We start from the raw sequence: 15,696 nt of genomic DNA, 5'->3' as shown, positions 1-15,696 counted from the left end.
GTTTTCGCGCCGACCGCATCGACTTTCCCCGGATTCGACCGTTTGTCGTCTAGTCTCGCACTCGTGCAGTCCTACCCGAACCACTGGGAAGCCGACGTCGTTCTCACCGACGGAGGCACCGCGCACCTGCGCCCCATCACCCCTGAAGACGCCGACCTACTGCGCGAGTTCCACGCCAGGCTCTCCCCGGAGACCATCTACTACCGGTTCTTCGCGCCCTATCCGCGACTCTCCGCCCGTGACGTCAAACGCTTCACCACGGTCGACTACGAAGACCGGGTCGCCCTGGTCGCCACCATCTCCGACGCCCTCGTCGCGGTGGTGCGCTACGACAAGGTGGCCCCGGAGGAGGCCGAGGTCGCCTTCGTCGTGGAGGACGCCCACCAGGGCCGTGGCCTGGCCTCCGTCCTGTTGGAGCACATCGGTGCGGCCGCCCGTGAGCGCGGCGTCCGCCGGTTCATCGCCGACGTGCTCCCCGAGAACCGGCGGATGATCAACGTCTTCCGCGAGGCCGGGTACACCGCCCAGCAGACCTTCGACGAGGGCGTCATCCGGCTCACCCTCGACATCCAGCCCACCGACGACTCCACCGAGGTCATGCGGGCCCGCGAACAGCGCGCCGAATCGCGCTCCATCGCGCGCCTGCTCTTCCCCGGATCGGTCGCCGTCATCGGGGCCAGCCGCACGGCCCACACCATCGGCCAGACCGCCCTGCGCAACCTGCTCGACAGCGAGTTCCAAGGTCCCGTCTACCCGGTGCACCCCGAGGCCAGGGCCGTCGTGGGCGTGCGGGCCTACCCCTCCGTCCTGGACATCCCCGACCAGGTCGACCTCGCCGTGGTCGCCGTCCGCGCCGACATGGTCGTCGATGTCGTCGAACAGTGCGCGGAGAAGGGCGTGCACGGTCTGATCGTGGTCAGCTCCGGGTTCGGGGAGATCGGTCCCGAGGGCCGTGCCCGACAGGACGAACTCGTGCGCACCGCCCGCGCCGCCGGGATGCGCGTCGTGGGACCCAACTGCCTGGGCATCGCCAACACCGACCCCGCGGTGTCCCTCAACGCCACGCTCTCGCCCGACCTGCCGCGCAGCGGACCCATCGGGTTCTTCTCCCAGTCCGGAGCCCTGGGACGGGCCATCCTCCAACGCGTCGCCGAGCGGGGCATGGGGTTGTCCACGTTCGTCTCGGCGGGCAACCGGGCCGACGTCTCCGGCAACGACCTCATGCAGTACTGGCAGGAGGACCCCTCCACCGAGGTCGTCCTCCAGTACCTGGAGTCCCTCGGCAACCCGCGCAAGTTCACCCGACTGGCCCGCCGACTGGCCAAGCAGAAGCCCGTCGTGGCCGTGCGCAGCGGCGGATCCGCGCAGACCACCCCCACCGGCCACGCCGCCGGCGGCCTGGCCCTGCCCGACTACGCCGTCACCTCCCTGTTCCAGCAGGCCGGTGTGGTCCGGGTCGACGACATCACCCAGATGTTCGACGCCGCCCAGGTCTTCGCCTACCAGCCTCTGCCCAAGGGGCCCCGGGTCGGCGTCATCGGCAACTCCGATTCCCTGGAACTCCTGGTCAAAGACGCCGCCGTGCGTCAGGGCCTCAAGCCGCACGACCCCGTCAACCTGGGGCCGCAGGCCACCGCAGAGGACTTCGACCGTGCTCTGGAGACGGCTCTGGCCGCCGATGACGTGCACTCCATCGTCGTCGTGTTCGTCCCCGCCCTGCATCCCATCTCCGACGACGTCGCCCGGGTGCTGCGGGCCCGCTCCCTGGACGCGGACAAACCCATCGTCGCCACCTACCTCGCCCGCCAGGGCGTCCCCGAGGAACTGCGCCACGTCGGCGAACGCGGCGAGACCCTGCGCGGTTCGGTGCCCTCCTACCCCGCCCCCGAGGACGCCGTGCGGGCGCTGGCCTACGCGACCCGCTACACCCAGTGGCGCGACCGCAAACCCGGCCGGCACCCCGAACTCCCCGACATCGACGGGGCCCGGGCCCGCGCCACCATCACCCGCGCGCTCAAGAACGGATCCGGTGACGAGGTCGCCTGGTTCGGCGGCGAACGACGCTACGACGAGGACACCGCGATCTCCGCTCGGGACACCCGCGAACTCCTCGCCTGCTACGGCATCACCGTCTACCCCGACATCCCCGTCGCCTCCGTGGAGGAGGCGGTCGTGGCGGCCGGGGAACTCGGCTACCCCGCCGTGGTCAAGGCCGACTCGCCCGACCTGCGGGTGCGCTCCGGCGGCACCTTCGTCCGCGCCGACCTGCGAACCCCCGACGACGTGCGCAGCGCCTTCCTGTCGCTCCAGGACCGGTTCGGCGGCGACGCCGACCTGGTCGTGCAGCGCATGGTCGCTCCCGGGGTGCCCACCGTGGTGCGGGCCGGCGACAACCAGTCCTTCGGATCGGTGGTCTCCTTCGGCCTGGCCGACGTCACCGCCGAGCTCCTCGACGACCGTTCCTTCCGGTTGGCCCCGCTCACCGACATGGACGCCGCCGACCTCATCCACGCCGTGCGGGCCGCGCCCCTGCTGTTCGGGCTGCCCGCCGGGGCCACCTCGCTGGCCGAACAACCCAACGTGGAGGCCCTGGAGGAGCTCCTCATCCGGATCTCCCGGTTGGTGGAGGCCTTCCCCGAGATCGGTTACGTCGACCTGGACCCGGTACTGGTCAACGCCACCGGCGCACACGTGCTGGGCGCCCGCATGTGGTTGCGCGAGGCTCCCGACGTCCGTCCCGACGCCGGCCCCCGCCGTTTGCGGGGAGTCACCTTCTGATGGCGGAGGTGGCGTCCTGATCAGGCACTGGGCATCCCGTTTCGCCCAACGGTCGCGAAGTGTCACGGAGAGGAGGCAGGATAGGTACATGAGGAAAACACGCGCCGTGTCCACGGACTGGCGACTGGAGATCGAGCGCAGCGGTTACTACCCCGCGCTGGTGATCGACGCCGTCGCCACCGCCCTGGGCGACGAGAACGCCGACGCGTTCGTCGTGCACCACGAGGCGACCTTCGACCCGGCGATGGAGATGCGCCGGCACATCACCGTGATGCTGCTGACCGCCACCCGTCTCGTCGTCTGCCACACCGATGAGCACCCACCCACCGAACCGGGTGGCACCTCGCACGCGTCCACCACCACCGACAGCATTCAGCTCGGGAACATCCAGTCGGTCGCCCTCACCCGGGTCGTGCCCAATCCGGCCCAGTACACGCCCGGGAGCATGCCCAGCGAGCTGGTCCTCAGCGTCAACCTCTCGGTCAACTGGGGCGCGGTCGCGCACATCGACCTCGAACCGGCCTCCTGCGCCGACGAGACCTGCGAACTCGACCACGGCTACACCGGCGCCATCACCGCCGAGCCGCTCACCCTGCGGGTCAGCGAGGCCGCCGACGGGGCCGAGGCCGTCACCACCATGCTCCACTTCGCCAACACGCTGTCCGCGGCCACCCGCTGACACCGGAGTCCACAGGGCCGGGGACCGTCGCGGTCCCCGGCCCGTCGTGTCACGAGTTCGACCTCGGCCCGTGACAGGGACTTAACGAATACGGGACCCTCGGCCGTGGTGCCTTAACAATCCGTCCGTCTAGGGTGGGATCGAATTCGTGCATTCCGCCACAAGAGAGGCGCGTCGGGTCACAAACCAGACGCTTTCGCGCACGCCGTACCCCATCGGCGGGCGCGTTCTCACACGCTCCCCGCACCCGCGGAGATGGACCCGGAGAAAGGTCGGTCTGCGATGACGCAGCACTCGTCCCCGACGACCAAGGACGACACGCCACTGGTTCGCCTCGACGTGGACCGGGCGGTCGCCACGGTCACCCTCGATTCCCCCCGCAATCGCAACGCGCTGTCCGCGCGGCTGCGCTCGGAACTGTCCAAGGCACTGTCCGACGCCATGACCGACGACGAGGTGCGCGCCGTCGTCCTCACCGGTACCGGACCCGTGTTCTGTGCCGGGGCCGATCTGAAGGAGGTCGGTGCCGCGCTGGCCGGCGAACCCGTCGAACCGGCCCCCGAACTCCCCGAGATCTTCGAGCGGATCATGGGCGCCCCCAAGCCCGTCATCGCCGTCCTCAACGGCGCCGCCCGCGCCGGCGGTATCGGCCTGGTGGCCGCCGCCGACATCGCCCTGGCCCCCAAGAGCGCCACGTTCGCCTTCACCGAGGTGCGCATCGGGGTGGTGCCCGCGATCATCTCCGTGCCGGTGTCCGCGCGGATGCACTCGCGCCAGCTCAGCCGCTACTTCCTCACCGGGGAACTCTTCGACGCCTCCGCCGCCGCCAAGGCCGGTCTCATCACCCAGGCCGTCCCCGACCGCGACATGGCCCACGCCCTCGACGCGGTGCTCCAGGGCATCCGCGGTTCCGCCCCCAAGGCGCTGTCGCGCACCAAGGAACTGCTCGGCGAACTCGGCGCCGGGGCGCTCGCCGCCCCCGACCGCCGGGCCGAGGCGTTCGCCCGCATGGGCGAACTGTCCGCCGAGTTCTTCGCCGGGGACGACGCGGCCGAGGGCCGCGCGTCCTTCTTCGAGAAGCGCCCTCCGCGCTGGGCCAGGTGACGGACGCTCGTCCACGGACCTCGGACGCCCGGGTCACCGGGCGTCCGAACGTGCGGGGAGTCCGGTGCGTTCGCTCCTGTGAAGAGGTCACAATGGTCGGGTGAGCTACTCCGGAGATACCGGGGTCGGCGGTCCAGCCGACCTACGACGACTACCGCACCTGACCATCACCAAGATCACCGTCGGTTCCATGGAGAACAACGCCTACCTGCTGCGTTGTCGCTCCACCGGTGAGGCCGTCCTCATCGACGCGGCGGCCGAGCCCGACCGGATCCTCGAACTCATCGGCTCCGACGGGCTCGCCCGGGTGATCACCACCCACCGCCACCAGGACCACTGGCAGGCCCTCGCCGACGTCGTCGGCGAGACCGGCGCCCGCACCGTGGCCCACCCGGAGGACGGTGCCGAACTCCCCGTCTCCGTCGACGAACCCGTCGTGCACGGTTCGCGCGTTCCCGTCGGTGACCGCCACCTCACCGTGATCCACCTGCGTGGGCACACACCCGGGTCGATCGCGCTGCGCTATGACGATCCCCAGGGGCACGCCCACCTGTTCACCGGTGACAGCCTCTTTCCCGGCGGGGTCGGCCGCACCTGGTCCGACGAGGACTTCCGGACCCTGCTCGGCGACGTCGAGGAACGTGTCTTCGGCGCGCTGCCCGACGACACCTGGGTCTATCCGGGCCACGGGCGCGACACCACCCTGGGCGCCGAACGCCCCTTCCTGGGCACCTGGCGCGAACGGGGCTGGTGAGCCGTCAGGCCCCCAGACACACGAAACCGAGTCGCCCGAGGTGTTCGGCCACCGCCTCGGGCACCGCGACACCCGCCGTGAGCGCGCGGTGGAAGTCGGCCACCGCCCGCCCGGTCCCGGAATCGCGTACCGGGGCCGGGCTGGCCACCACCGCGCGGGTGCCCGCGGCCAGCAGCGCACTCGCGAAACCCCCCGCACGACAGGCCGTGATCACCACGACCGTCGGGGCCGGCCGCACCGACGCCAGATCGCAGGCGAGCAGCGGACCGTCGGCCAGGGTGACGGAGGAGAGCGACAGGGAACGTTCCGAGATCCGTCCGTGCCCCGACAGGTGTACCAGGTCGCTGCCGGCGGACCCGGCCACCACGTCCCGGACCCGGGCCCGTTCCCCGATCAACGACCGGGCGCCCGGGTGCACGGAGACCAGCTCCGCCGTCTCCCGCAGGGCCCCCGACGGATCCGGACCGGAGGCCAGCAGCACCCGCTCCCACCGGGGGAGCGGCCTTTCGGCGCGGTCGATCCACGCTCGGGCCGAGGGGACCAGGGAGAGCGGGCGACCGATCAGGTCCGGCAGCGCGCCCCAGAGGGGATCGCCCAACCGGGGATCGGCGGCGATGACCAACGGGAGGTCGCCCACCAGCGACAGGACCGGTGCCAGTGGCCGCAGGGAGGTCCGGTCCGGGGCGCCCAGGGCCCGCGCGACCGCGGTGACCGGCCCCAGGGGCCGGGTGTGCACCCCGCCCTTCACCACCACGAGCGCCACCACATCGCCGGCGACCCCCACCAGACGCACGAACGCCCGGTCCTCCGACAGCTCCGAGAGTCGGGCGCCGACCGGACCGTGCGCGGGAGGCCTCGGCACACCACGGGCGTAACGGGTCAGCTCCCAACGTCGGGCGTGCACCAGGCAATGCCGTTCCCGCCCCCGGGCCAGCGCCTCCCGGTACCGCTCCACCTGCGGTGACGCAGGGGGGACCGGCACGGTGGGCGGGTCGACCCGCTCGGCCCACTCCACGGCGGCGGGCAGATCCCCCCGGGACAGCGCCGCTTCGAGCCCGGCCCGGGAGACGTGCCGATCGTCGACGGCCGTCCACGGCGACTCCGTCAACCGGTCCAACGCCCGGTGGGCGGCCGTCACCCGGGGAGTCGGCAACGACGCGCTCAAGGGCCGGCGCAGCTCCAACGCCGTTCGCGCCCGGGAGAGCGGGGACGGGCAGGACCGCTCGGCGGCGCGCTCCACCCGGTCGGCCAACCGGTACCACAGCGAACCGGGGCCGTGGGAGCACCGGACCCGTCGGGCCAGCTCCGTCGCCCGGTACCGGTCGCCGCGCAACAGGCGCAGCTTCGCCTCCACCAACAGGGTGACCGGTTGCGAGGAACGTCCGTGCGACCAGGGGCCGTCCGCCAGGGTCCGGGCGGCCTCCTCCCACCGGCCCTCCGCGAGCAGGGCCTCCGCCAGATCCGCGCACAGGGCCTCCCGGCGATCCGCGGGGAGCCGGTGGGCCAGGTCCACGAACGTGGTGATCGCCGTGGCGGTGTCGCCGCGCCGCAGGGCCAGACAGCCCAGGTTCTGTCGGGTGACCAGTTCCAGCAGCCCCAGCCCGCGCTCGCGTGCCAGGGAACGGGCCTCCGACAGGTGGTCCTCGGCGGCGCCGAACCCGCCGCACAGGATTCGCGCCAATCCCAGGTTGGCGAGGAATCCGGGCAGTACCGGTTCCACCTCCTCGACCATCGGGTGACGGCGCAGCCGGGGGTGGGTGTCGTCGAGGATCTCCACGGTCCGGTCGAACAGGCCCTGTTCGGCCAGACCGACCCCGAGGACGACCCGTCGGAGGAGAACACGACCGGAGCGCTCCCAGCGCCCGGTCCGGTCCGGCCGCCGATCGGCGCCGGGTTCGGAGGCAGGGGGGTGATCCGGGGAACGGTGGGACACGTCCGACCGCCTTTCGCCAGGGGGGAGGAACGCTTCAAGGAATAGCAGCGGGGGTGCGCGTGTGAGGAGGGTGTGCCGCGAAATACCCTGGTCAGAGCCGATCATCGACCGCGCAAAAGGGGGCAAGGGAGGGTGAGGGCGACGATTCATCGCGGGTTACCCCCGGTGTGCAATGCCCATTCGGAACCGCCTGTTCTGTGACTCCTGGGACCGTGCCGACACGAGTCCCCCGGACCCGCCGCGCGGGTCCGGAGGACTCGTCGGATCATTCCGGGTCGCGATCACGAGGCCGCCTCTCGCCGGGCGTCTTGCGAGAGATCGCCTGGAGGCCGCTCGTGTCACTCGGCGCAAGCGCCGAACCACTCGAAAACATCCACCGAACACGGCCTAGAGGATGAACCACTCCGTGGTGATCGGCGGGGCGTCGTCCCTGCGGAGGGTGAGGCACAGGGGGCCGCGGCGCAGGTCCGGGATGACGAAGTCGCCGGTCTCCTCGATCGACACCACGTCCTCCCGGTGGCCGTCGGGCCGTCGGGCCTCCAGGAGGGCGTAGGCGAAGTCCCCGTGGACCGTTCCGGACACCGTGCGCACCCGTTCGCGAGCGTGCAGCCGCAGCTCGATGCGCACGTCCTCGAAGCCGAAGGACAACTCCGCGACCACCGGGTCCTCGGTCGAGCGCATCACCTCGGTCCGCGGGCCGCCCTCCCGGACCGGTTCGGCCAGCTCCGTCCCGTCCGCGCTCCGGTCGAAGGCGGCCAGGGCCGCATCCCTTCCTTCGAAGGCCCACGTCCCGCTCACACGTCCTCCAGGCTGTCGCGGAGCCGGCGGACCATGCGCCGCCGGTGGTTCGAGGCGACCCGAGGGTCCTCGGCGCGCGGTACCGACTCCGGTTCCAGGTAGCGCAGCGCGGCCCGGCGCTCGTCCGGGTCCCGCAGCCCGTCCACCGCGCGGCGCAGGGTCGCGTCGCGTTCCTTGCGCAGGTACTCGGTCTCCGGATCGGGGGCGGCCCCGCCGATGTGGGCGAACGCCTCCGGGTCGGTCGGGTACTGGCGGGCGTCCCGCTCCCGCTGGCGCAGGCATTTGTCCCGGGTGACCCGGGACAGCCAGGCCTTGAGGTGCCGGGGTTCGCGCAGACGGGGCAGATGCTGGTTCAGGGTGAGCCACACCGTCTGGACGACGTCCTCGCGGTCGGGGGTGGACAGACGGTAGGAACGGGCGATGGCGTTGACCATCGGCAGGTGGCGGTCGACGATGTCCCGCCAGGCCGGATACTCGCCGAGGAGGGCCCGCCGCACGAGCTCGGCGTCGTCGGCCCCGCGTCCGGTTGTGGCCAATGATCCGGGGGTTTCATGCCGGGGGCCGGTTGAAAGTACGGTTTCAGAGTCCTCGTGCGACTGGTCTGGCAAACCCGCCCCCACTATGATCGGACTCCCTCGCGCGTTCGGAGCCCACGTTACTCCGGACGGGTCGGGGTCACCGGGGAATCCCGGGAAGATCGCTGGTCCTCAGGGTGCCCTTGGGGCACAATGGGGCAAAGGCATTCAGGCGGGTATGCAACCTTCTCGTGGTACGAGGGCGTCGGGGAAGCGCACTCGTTCGTATCAGGAGGTTCGGTGTCCGCACGTGGCGTCTTGTACGTCCACTCCGCGCCCGCGGCGCTGTGCCCACACGTCGAGTGGGCGGTCGCGGGTGTCGTAGGAGTACCCGTGAAACTCGATTGGGTCGCCCAACCGGCGGCACCCGGCCACCACCGTGCCGAGCTCAACTGGCAGGGGAAACCGGGTACGGCGGGCGCGGTGGCCTCGGCGCTGAACACGTGGCAGCGCCTGCGGTTCGAGGTGACCGAGGAGGGGTCGCCCGGCTGTGACGGCGTGCGCTACAGCTACACGCCGTCCCTCGGCATGTTCACCGGACTCACCGGCTCTGCCGGAGAGATCCTGGTGCCCGAGGGACGCCTGCGTCTGGCGGTGGAGGAGGCGGCGGCCGGCGGCACCGACCTGGCCACCGCCATCGAACGGCTCACCGGCAGGGCCTGGGACGAGGAGCTGGAGCCGTTCCGGTACGCCGGCGACGGGGCCCCGGTCCGCTGGCTGCACGCGGTCGGTTAGGGCCCGTACCGCGGCCGCGCGCCGAGCCGGCCCGGGGCCGTTCGCCCTCGGCGGCGCGGACGCCCGTTCCCGTGGGCCCTCCTGAGGAAGCGGAGGGCTCAGAGCGGTTCGCCGCCCTCGGGCCAGATGATCGAGGCCAGCAGTACCGCCGCCCATATCCCGAGGGGGACCAGCGGCCAGTACGGCACGAGTGCGCCGTTCGCCAGGCTGACCGCGGCCCACACCCCGGTGAGGAGCACGGCGATGCCCAGCCACCAGCGCCATTCGTCGGCGTGGTCCCAGCGGGATTCGGACACCGGGGCGGCCCGGGGCGGTGTCGGGGAGGGCGCGGGCAGGTCGGCGGTCAGATCGTCGAGTTCGCCGACGAGCACCGCGCGCAGCGCCGACCCCACGCGACGTTCGTACTCGTCGAGGTCGATGCGGCCCTCCACGTAAGCCGAGGTGAGCCGCTCCACGGTGTGCTCGCGCTCGATGTCGGAGGCGCGTGCGCGGTGCCGGTTCTCCACTTCCCACCCCCCGGGGCGCGGTGCGGTGTCCACACGATACGCGCGCCCACGGGGCGGGGAAAGGGTCAACCGGCGGCCAGCCATCGGGCGACCGTGCGGCAGGTCGACGGATCGGCCCCGCCGACCAGACCGGTGTGCTCGTAGCCGCCCCGGTAATCGAACGGGGTCCCGTCCAGTCGGGTGAGCAGCCCTCCGGCCTCCTCCAGGACCAGGCCGGGGGCGGCCACGTCCCAGTCGCGCACCGGAACGTCCTTGACGAACAGGTGCGCGGCCCCCTCGGCGATGAGGCACAGCTTGAGGGAGATGCTGCCGCTCTCCAGGTAGGCGTCGTACCCGAAACGCCCACGGACCCGTGCCGCGATCCCGTGCGGTTCGGGGGTGTTGTCGGTGAGCACCCCGTATCCGGGCGGGGCGGCCGGCAGGGGCGGCAGCGGACGGCCGTCGCGCCGGGCCCCCCTGCCGCGCACGGCGGTGTAGAGGGCCCCCGTCTCGGGGGCGAACACCGCGGCGATCTCGGGCCGGTCGCCGATGACGAGCGCGGCCTGCGTGACGTAGCCGGGGAAACCGTGGACGTAGCTGGCGGTCCCGTCGATGGGGTCGATCAGCCAGTACCGGGACGGTCGCTCCCGCTTGAGCGACTCGGGGTCCTCCTCGCTGATCACGGGGATGTCCGCGTCGATGGCGGTGAGGCGCTCGGACAGCGCCCGGTGGGCTCGGGCGTCGGCCTCGGCCTTGAACTGGCTCCCCTCCCAGACGCCCCGCCGGGCCTCGGCGTCGTCGCGCCACACCCGCAACAGGCCGCCGACCTCGGTGACGGCGTCGGCCACCGCGTCGGTGAGCGGGTGGTCGCTCATCGGCCCGCCACCGGGGCGTGCGGGGTGTGCGGCAGGGTGAGCCCGACGGGTGCGGGCGTGATCCCGTGGGAGGTGAACCGCTCCTCGTCGATGAACTCGTCGGTCCACCGCCGCACCATCGCGACGCCCTCGCGCCACCGGTCGGTGAGCCGGGGCCCGGAGGAGAGGGCCTGGCGCAGCAGCCCGGTGATCTCGTCGACCCCGGCGGCGGCGGTGAGCGCGGCGGTGGAGGAGAAGCGCGGGTTGATCTCGAACACGCGCGGCACACCGGCCTCGTCCAGGCACAGCTGGACGTTGAAGGGGCCGTCGGCGCGCAGGGCGCCCTGGATCGCCCGACAGGTCTCGATCACCGCCTCATGGCGGCGGGTGATCGCGTACTTGGTGACGCCCTGCTTGAGGACGACCTCCTTGGGTACCACGGCCTGCACCTCACCGTCGCGCCAGGCCACCACGGACACGGTGTACTCCGGGCCGGTGACCCGTTCCTGGACGATGAGCTCGTCGGCGGCGTAGCCGCTCTCGGCGACGGTCCGGGCCAGGTCGGAGACCGAGTCGATGACGCTCACCCCCCGGCTGCCCCGTCCGCTCCGGGGCTTGACGACCAGGCCCCGGTCCGCGGCGGCGACGGCCTCGACGGACCATTCGGAGGCGAGCCAGGTCCGCGGGACCCCGATACCGGCGGCGTCGAGTTCGCCCATCAACCGGTACTTGTCCAGACAGGTGGCGACGAAGCCGGGCAGGGGCAGCAGCACCTCCACACCGTCCTCGGCGAGGCCGCCGACGTGGAGCAGTTCCTCGTCGACGAGGGGGATGACGGCGACGGCCTCCTCCTCCACGCACAGCGCCCGCATCCGGGGCAGGAACGCCTCGCTGTCGCCGGGTGGGACCAGGTACCCGCGGTCGGCCAGGTACAGGCCGGGCGCGGCGGGATCGACGTCCGTGGCCACCACGCGGAACCCTTGGGCGCGCAGGTGAAGGATGGTCCCGGGGGTGGGGGCCGACCCCGCGGTCGTCACTACGATGGTCGGTTTCCTCAAGGACTGCTCTGGCACCGGTCGAGCCCTTCCAGCCGTGTCGGTCGGATCGTGGGGGATGCAGCGGGGCGATGAACCGAGAGTAGTCCTCGTGGGCGCGCCGGAACCGGGAATGGCCGAATCCGGCTCTCGGGTGAACCGGATGCCCCTCCCGCGCGTGTACTCATCGGCCCCCGGGAGGAAGAAGGGCCGGGGGCGGGTGCGCTCAGGGGAGAGGACACCCGACCCCGACGGTCCGGGAACGGCCGTTTCCGCTCGTACACCGGAGTGACGACGGTGCGTCCGGTCGAGCGCGAGAACGGCGTGGACCCGGGGAACACCGGGCTCGCGGAGGCGTTCGGCGACGGCGCGGGGACGCCGACGGCGTACACCGCGAAGAGGCACCGGCGCGGCCCGTGCGGGGCGGCGCCGATGCGGCGGCGATCCCCCGAATCATCACACAGAGTGACGATCTGTGTGGGCGGGGCATCGTCCGCGCCGGAGTCGGAACCGGGACCGGAGGCCGGTTCGGTGACGCAGACGGGGACGTCGGCAACCGCCCGGTGCCGGAGGCCGCCGGCGGTGGACGCGCCGGGGCCGAAGCCGGTCGCGGCGCGTCCCTCCGGGTCCCCTCGGGGGACCCGCTCCAGGACGGATGCGGCCAGACGTCCCCCGTGCCCGGGGCGACCGCACGGCCGGGGCCGCCCGCAGACAACAGACCGACCGGGCGGTATGGTCAGTGGCCATCGGCACAGACGACCCGGACACCGCGTCCGGAGCACCGACAGGGAGCCACCATGACCACTCGCTGGGGCATGACCGTTCCGCTCGAAGGAGTCCCGCTCCTCGACCAGAGGGCGATCATCGAGCGCATGTCCGACCAGGGGTACACCGACCTGTGGTCGGCCGAGGCGAGCGCCACCGACGCCTTCACCCCGCTGGCCCTGGCCTCGGTCTGGGCACCGGACCTGCGGCTGGGCACCGCCATCGTGCCCGCCTACACGCGCGGCCCGGCGACCCTGGCGATGAGCGCGGCGACGATGGCCGCCGCCGCGCCGGGCCGGTTCTCCCTCGGCATCGGGACCTCCTCCAACGTCATCGTCGAACGGTGGAACTCCATCCCCTTCGAAGAGCCCTACAAGAAGGTCCGCGACACCGTGCGCTTCCTGCGCGAGGCCTTCACCGGCGCCCGGGTCAAGACCGACTACGACACCTTCTCCGTCAAGGGCTTCACACTCGGCGCCGTTCCGCCACAGGCCCCGCCGGTGTTCGTCGCGGCCCTGCGCCCGGGCATGCTGCGCCTGGCCGGACGTGAGGGCGACGGCGCCATCATCAACTGGCTCTCCGCGGGGGACGTGCGCACGGTCGTGCCCCACGTCCGCGAGTACGGCGAGGACAAGGAGATCGTCGCCCGTATCTTCGTCATCCCCGAGACCGACGCCGACACCGCCCGGGGGATCGGCCGCTGGGCGATCTCGGCCTACCTCAACGTCCCGGTGTACCGGGCGTTCCACGAGTGGCTGGGCCGCGAGGAACTGAACCCGATGTGGAAGGCCTGGGACGAGGGCGACCGGAAGGGGGCGCTGGCCGCCATCCCCGACTCGGTGGTGGACGAGTTGATCGTCCACGGTCCCGCCGAACAGTGCCGGGAGCGGATCCGCGCCTACGTCGACAACGGGGTGACCACCCCCGTCCTGGCCCCGATCGGCCCGCCGGGCGCCGACCCGGCGCGGGTCGTGCGGGCCCTGGCCCCGCAGGACTGACCCGGCCGGCGGCCTCAGTCCTCCTCGATCACCCCCGGCAGCCGGCGGGCGCGCAGTACCAGTTCGAGCTCGAAGCGTTCGCGGGGGTCGCGCAGCCGCGCCCCGAACAGCTCCTCCAACCGTCGCATCCGGTAGCGCACGGTCTGGGGGTGGACGCGCAGCCGTTCGGCCGCCTCGTTGGCGTTGAACCCCGACTCCAACCAGGCCAGGAGCGTCTCGGCCATCCGTTCCCGCTGGGGCGGGCGCAGTTCGGCCAGCGGCGCCAGCCGGGCCCGGGACATCGCGGAGACCAGCGCGGTGTCGCGGCGCAGCAACAGCGCGAGCAGATGGTCGTCCCAGCGCACCAGCCCTTCGCCGCGGACCACCCCGGCCCGCACGAGCCCGGCCAGCTCGCGGGCGCGCTCCAGGGACTCCGGAGCGCGCCCGAGGGGCACACTCGGACCGAGCACCGCGCAGGACCCCCGCAACGACCGTTCCAACGCCCGCAACCGGCCCGGCCCCTCGGGGTCGGGCACCAGCGCGCAGGGTTCGGGCCGGTCCGGGTCGACGAGGACGTCCGGGGGCAGGGCCGGGGGCCGGGTCGCCGTGTCGGCGCCCTTCGCGGGACCGGGGCAGGGCAGCGCCACCGCGACCCGCTCCGGCGGGCGCCACCGGGCGTCGCGGGCCAGCACCGCCACCGCGGCCGGATCCCGCCCCGCCCCTGCCAACAGGGCCTCCAACAGACGGGAGCGACGGCGCCGGAAGACGTCCGTCCCCGCGGAACCCGCCCGGGAGTGCCCCTCGGCGGCGGCCGCGCCGATCTCCTCCTGGAAGAGGAGGACGGCCTCGCCCAAGGGACCCAGGCACTCCCGGGCCAGGGAGGCGTCGTCCGACAGGCACCGCCAGGCGACGGCCGCGGTCACGCGCATCCCGGTGTGCAGCCGGTCCAGCCCGTACCCCCGCGCGGCCTCACGGGCACCGAACGCCCGGAACCGCGCGAGCAGCGCCTCGTCGGGAACGGACTCCCCGGCCTCCACACGGTCCAGGAACCCGCGTACACCGGCGTCGAGCATCCCCCGCGCGGCATCGGTCTCGGCGGGATCCGCGGAGCCGTCGCCCTTCCCGATCCTGCGGTGGATCCCCTCCAGCACCTCCTCCACCAGAGGCGGAACCAGGTGGCGCAGGCGGGCGCCCACCTCCGGGGGGATCTCCGAGAACGGATCCGTACGGTCGGTCTCCCGCAGCGGGTGCGTCATGCTCTCCTCCGGCGCGGACGCACGGCGGAGCCGTCCGTGGCACGCCCGCGCGTGCTCCGTGCGCCAGATCGGGGGTGCGCCCCGCCGGGGTGACGGGGGACACGTCCATATCATCAGAACCGTGTTCCGGGGACGATCCCGACCCCCGGACATCGGACCCGGCGGCGGGGCCCCGCCACCGGTCCCCGGTGTCGGCTCCGCGTCGCCGATAGGGGGGACGACCCGGGGCCGGCCGGGATGACCTTCCCGGCCTCACCGGAAACCGGAGGCCGGGGGCCGACATCGGCGGATCAGCCGAACAGGAGATAACCCAGGACCATCCCGGCCGCCACCACGAGAAAGGCCGCCGCCGACCACGACCGCTGGGCCCAGACGCCGGGACCGTCGGGGGCGGCGGCGCCACCCGACGGCGCCGACACCGCCTCGTCCCCGTCCCGGGCGACGCGCTTCTCCAGTCGGCGGGCGCAGCGGTCCATCAGACCGTCGGCGACCTCGCCGATCACGGACCGGTTCCAGCGGGTCAGCCCGCCGGTGAGCGTCAGTTCGGTCTCCACGGAGACGACGGTGTCGTCCCCACGCGCCCGCAGTACGGCCGTGACCACGGCTTCGGCGGTCCCCTCGCCGCGTCGCGCCCGGCCCGAGGCCTCGACGACGATCCGGCGCGCCTCCTCGTCCTTCTCCACGAGACGGACGGTCCCGGAGCAGGCGACCACGGCCGGACCGACCTTGATCCGCGCCTCGGCCAGGTGGCGCTCGCCGTCGGTCCCGATCAGCCGTACCCCGGGAACGCACGGCACGAGGGACTCCACATCGGTGAACACCTCCCACGACCGTTCGACGGGCGCGTGGACGACGCATGCGCTGCTGATCCTCATGGGGGCGGTCTCCGTTCGGGCCCTGGGGGAGAGGCGGACCCGGCGGGCCGTGGCCCGGGTCCGTTCGACGCCTCGACGTCAGTGTTCCGGTCGG

General features: G+C 72.7%; 14 protein-coding genes. 6 read left to right on the top strand and 8 right to left on the bottom strand.

Annotated elements, in window-relative coordinates; all coding sequences use genetic code 11:
* Window positions 1–63: 63 nt before the first annotated feature.
* The 4 genes from PWG71_RS14715 (at window position 64) to PWG71_RS14700 (ending at window position 5,315) form a co-directional block, all read left to right on the top strand.
* Window positions 64–2,778: a bifunctional acetate--CoA ligase family protein/GNAT family N-acetyltransferase gene (locus tag PWG71_RS14715; protein WP_274810274.1), complete on the top strand. Its 2,715-nt coding sequence runs from the start codon at window positions 64–66 to the stop codon at window positions 2,776–2,778.
* Window positions 2,779–2,884: 106 nt separating this feature from the next.
* Entirely contained in the window at window positions 2,885–3,457 is a 573-nt protein-coding gene (locus PWG71_RS14710; protein WP_274810395.1) for a DUF5998 family protein, read from the top strand.
* A gap of 282 nt (window positions 3,458–3,739) precedes the next feature.
* The gene (locus tag PWG71_RS14705; RefSeq protein ID WP_274810273.1) at window positions 3,740–4,561 is read left to right on the top strand and encodes an enoyl-CoA hydratase-related protein; all 822 of its coding nucleotides are present in this window, start codon (window positions 3,740–3,742) and stop codon (window positions 4,559–4,561) included.
* Window positions 4,562–4,661: 100 nt separating this feature from the next.
* Window positions 4,662–5,315, top strand: coding sequence for an MBL fold metallo-hydrolase (locus tag PWG71_RS14700; RefSeq protein WP_274810272.1), 654 nt, complete (start codon window positions 4,662–4,664; stop codon window positions 5,313–5,315).
* Window positions 5,316–5,319: 4 nt separating this feature from the next.
* Here PWG71_RS14700 and PWG71_RS14695 read toward each other — a convergent pair whose 3' ends face one another.
* From PWG71_RS14695 to PWG71_RS14685, 3 genes are all read right to left on the bottom strand, one after another.
* Window positions 5,320–7,248, bottom strand: a complete 1,929-nt coding sequence (locus tag PWG71_RS14695) for a CHAT domain-containing protein (RefSeq protein ID WP_274810271.1) — start codon at window positions 7,246–7,248, stop codon at window positions 5,320–5,322.
* 387 nt (window positions 7,249–7,635) lie between these two features.
* On the bottom strand, window positions 7,636–8,046 hold the full coding sequence (locus tag PWG71_RS14690) for a hypothetical protein (protein WP_274810270.1): 411 nt from the start codon (window positions 8,044–8,046) through the stop codon (window positions 7,636–7,638).
* Window positions 8,043–8,582, bottom strand: coding sequence for an RNA polymerase sigma factor (locus tag PWG71_RS14685; protein ID WP_274810269.1), 540 nt, complete (start codon window positions 8,580–8,582; stop codon window positions 8,043–8,045). The genes PWG71_RS14690 and PWG71_RS14685 overlap by 4 nt, the downstream gene beginning before the upstream one ends.
* A 279-nt stretch (window positions 8,583–8,861) precedes the next feature.
* On the opposite strand from PWG71_RS14685, the gene PWG71_RS14680 reads away from it, so the two are divergent.
* The gene (locus tag PWG71_RS14680; RefSeq protein WP_274810268.1) at window positions 8,862–9,356 is read left to right on the top strand and encodes a DUF3145 domain-containing protein; all 495 of its coding nucleotides are present in this window, start codon (window positions 8,862–8,864) and stop codon (window positions 9,354–9,356) included.
* A 98-nt stretch (window positions 9,357–9,454) separates the two neighbouring features.
* Here the strand turns inward: PWG71_RS14680 and PWG71_RS14675 are convergent, their stop codons facing one another.
* The 3 genes from PWG71_RS14675 to PWG71_RS14665 form a co-directional block, all read right to left on the bottom strand.
* Complete coding sequence (locus tag PWG71_RS14675) at window positions 9,455–9,862, bottom strand: DUF1707 SHOCT-like domain-containing protein (protein ID WP_274810267.1); 408 nt, start codon at window positions 9,860–9,862, stop codon at window positions 9,455–9,457.
* Between the two features lie 65 nt (window positions 9,863–9,927).
* Window positions 9,928–10,716: a 3'(2'),5'-bisphosphate nucleotidase CysQ family protein gene (locus PWG71_RS14670; protein WP_274810266.1), complete on the bottom strand. Its 789-nt coding sequence runs from the start codon at window positions 10,714–10,716 to the stop codon at window positions 9,928–9,930.
* Window positions 10,713–11,738 (bottom strand): ATP-grasp domain-containing protein, encoded by a 1,026-nt coding sequence (locus PWG71_RS14665; protein WP_274810394.1) that lies wholly within the window; start codon window positions 11,736–11,738, stop codon window positions 10,713–10,715. The genes PWG71_RS14670 and PWG71_RS14665 overlap by 4 nt, the downstream gene beginning before the upstream one ends.
* A 788-nt stretch (window positions 11,739–12,526) precedes the next feature.
* Here PWG71_RS14665 and PWG71_RS14660 point away from each other — a divergent pair.
* Window positions 12,527–13,492 (top strand): LLM class F420-dependent oxidoreductase, encoded by a 966-nt coding sequence (locus PWG71_RS14660; protein WP_274810265.1) that lies wholly within the window; start codon window positions 12,527–12,529, stop codon window positions 13,490–13,492.
* 14 nt (window positions 13,493–13,506) lie between these two features.
* Here PWG71_RS14660 and PWG71_RS14655 read toward each other — a convergent pair whose 3' ends face one another.
* Both PWG71_RS14655 and PWG71_RS14650 read right to left on the bottom strand, forming a co-directional pair.
* Entirely contained in the window at window positions 13,507–14,727 is a 1,221-nt protein-coding gene (locus tag PWG71_RS14655; protein WP_274810264.1) for a PucR family transcriptional regulator, read from the bottom strand.
* A gap of 290 nt (window positions 14,728–15,017) precedes the next feature.
* Window positions 15,018–15,602: an SRPBCC family protein gene (locus PWG71_RS14650; protein WP_274810263.1), complete on the bottom strand. Its 585-nt coding sequence runs from the start codon at window positions 15,600–15,602 to the stop codon at window positions 15,018–15,020.
* Window positions 15,603–15,696: the final 94 nt, after the last annotated feature.

The organism is Nocardiopsis sp. N85 (assembly GCF_028882275.1).
Classification (GTDB): Bacteria; Actinomycetota; Actinomycetes; order Streptosporangiales; family Streptosporangiaceae; genus Nocardiopsis; species Nocardiopsis lambiniae.
Note: the sequence above shows the minus strand (reverse complement) of the source record. Positions and strands in the feature narration are given on the sequence as shown.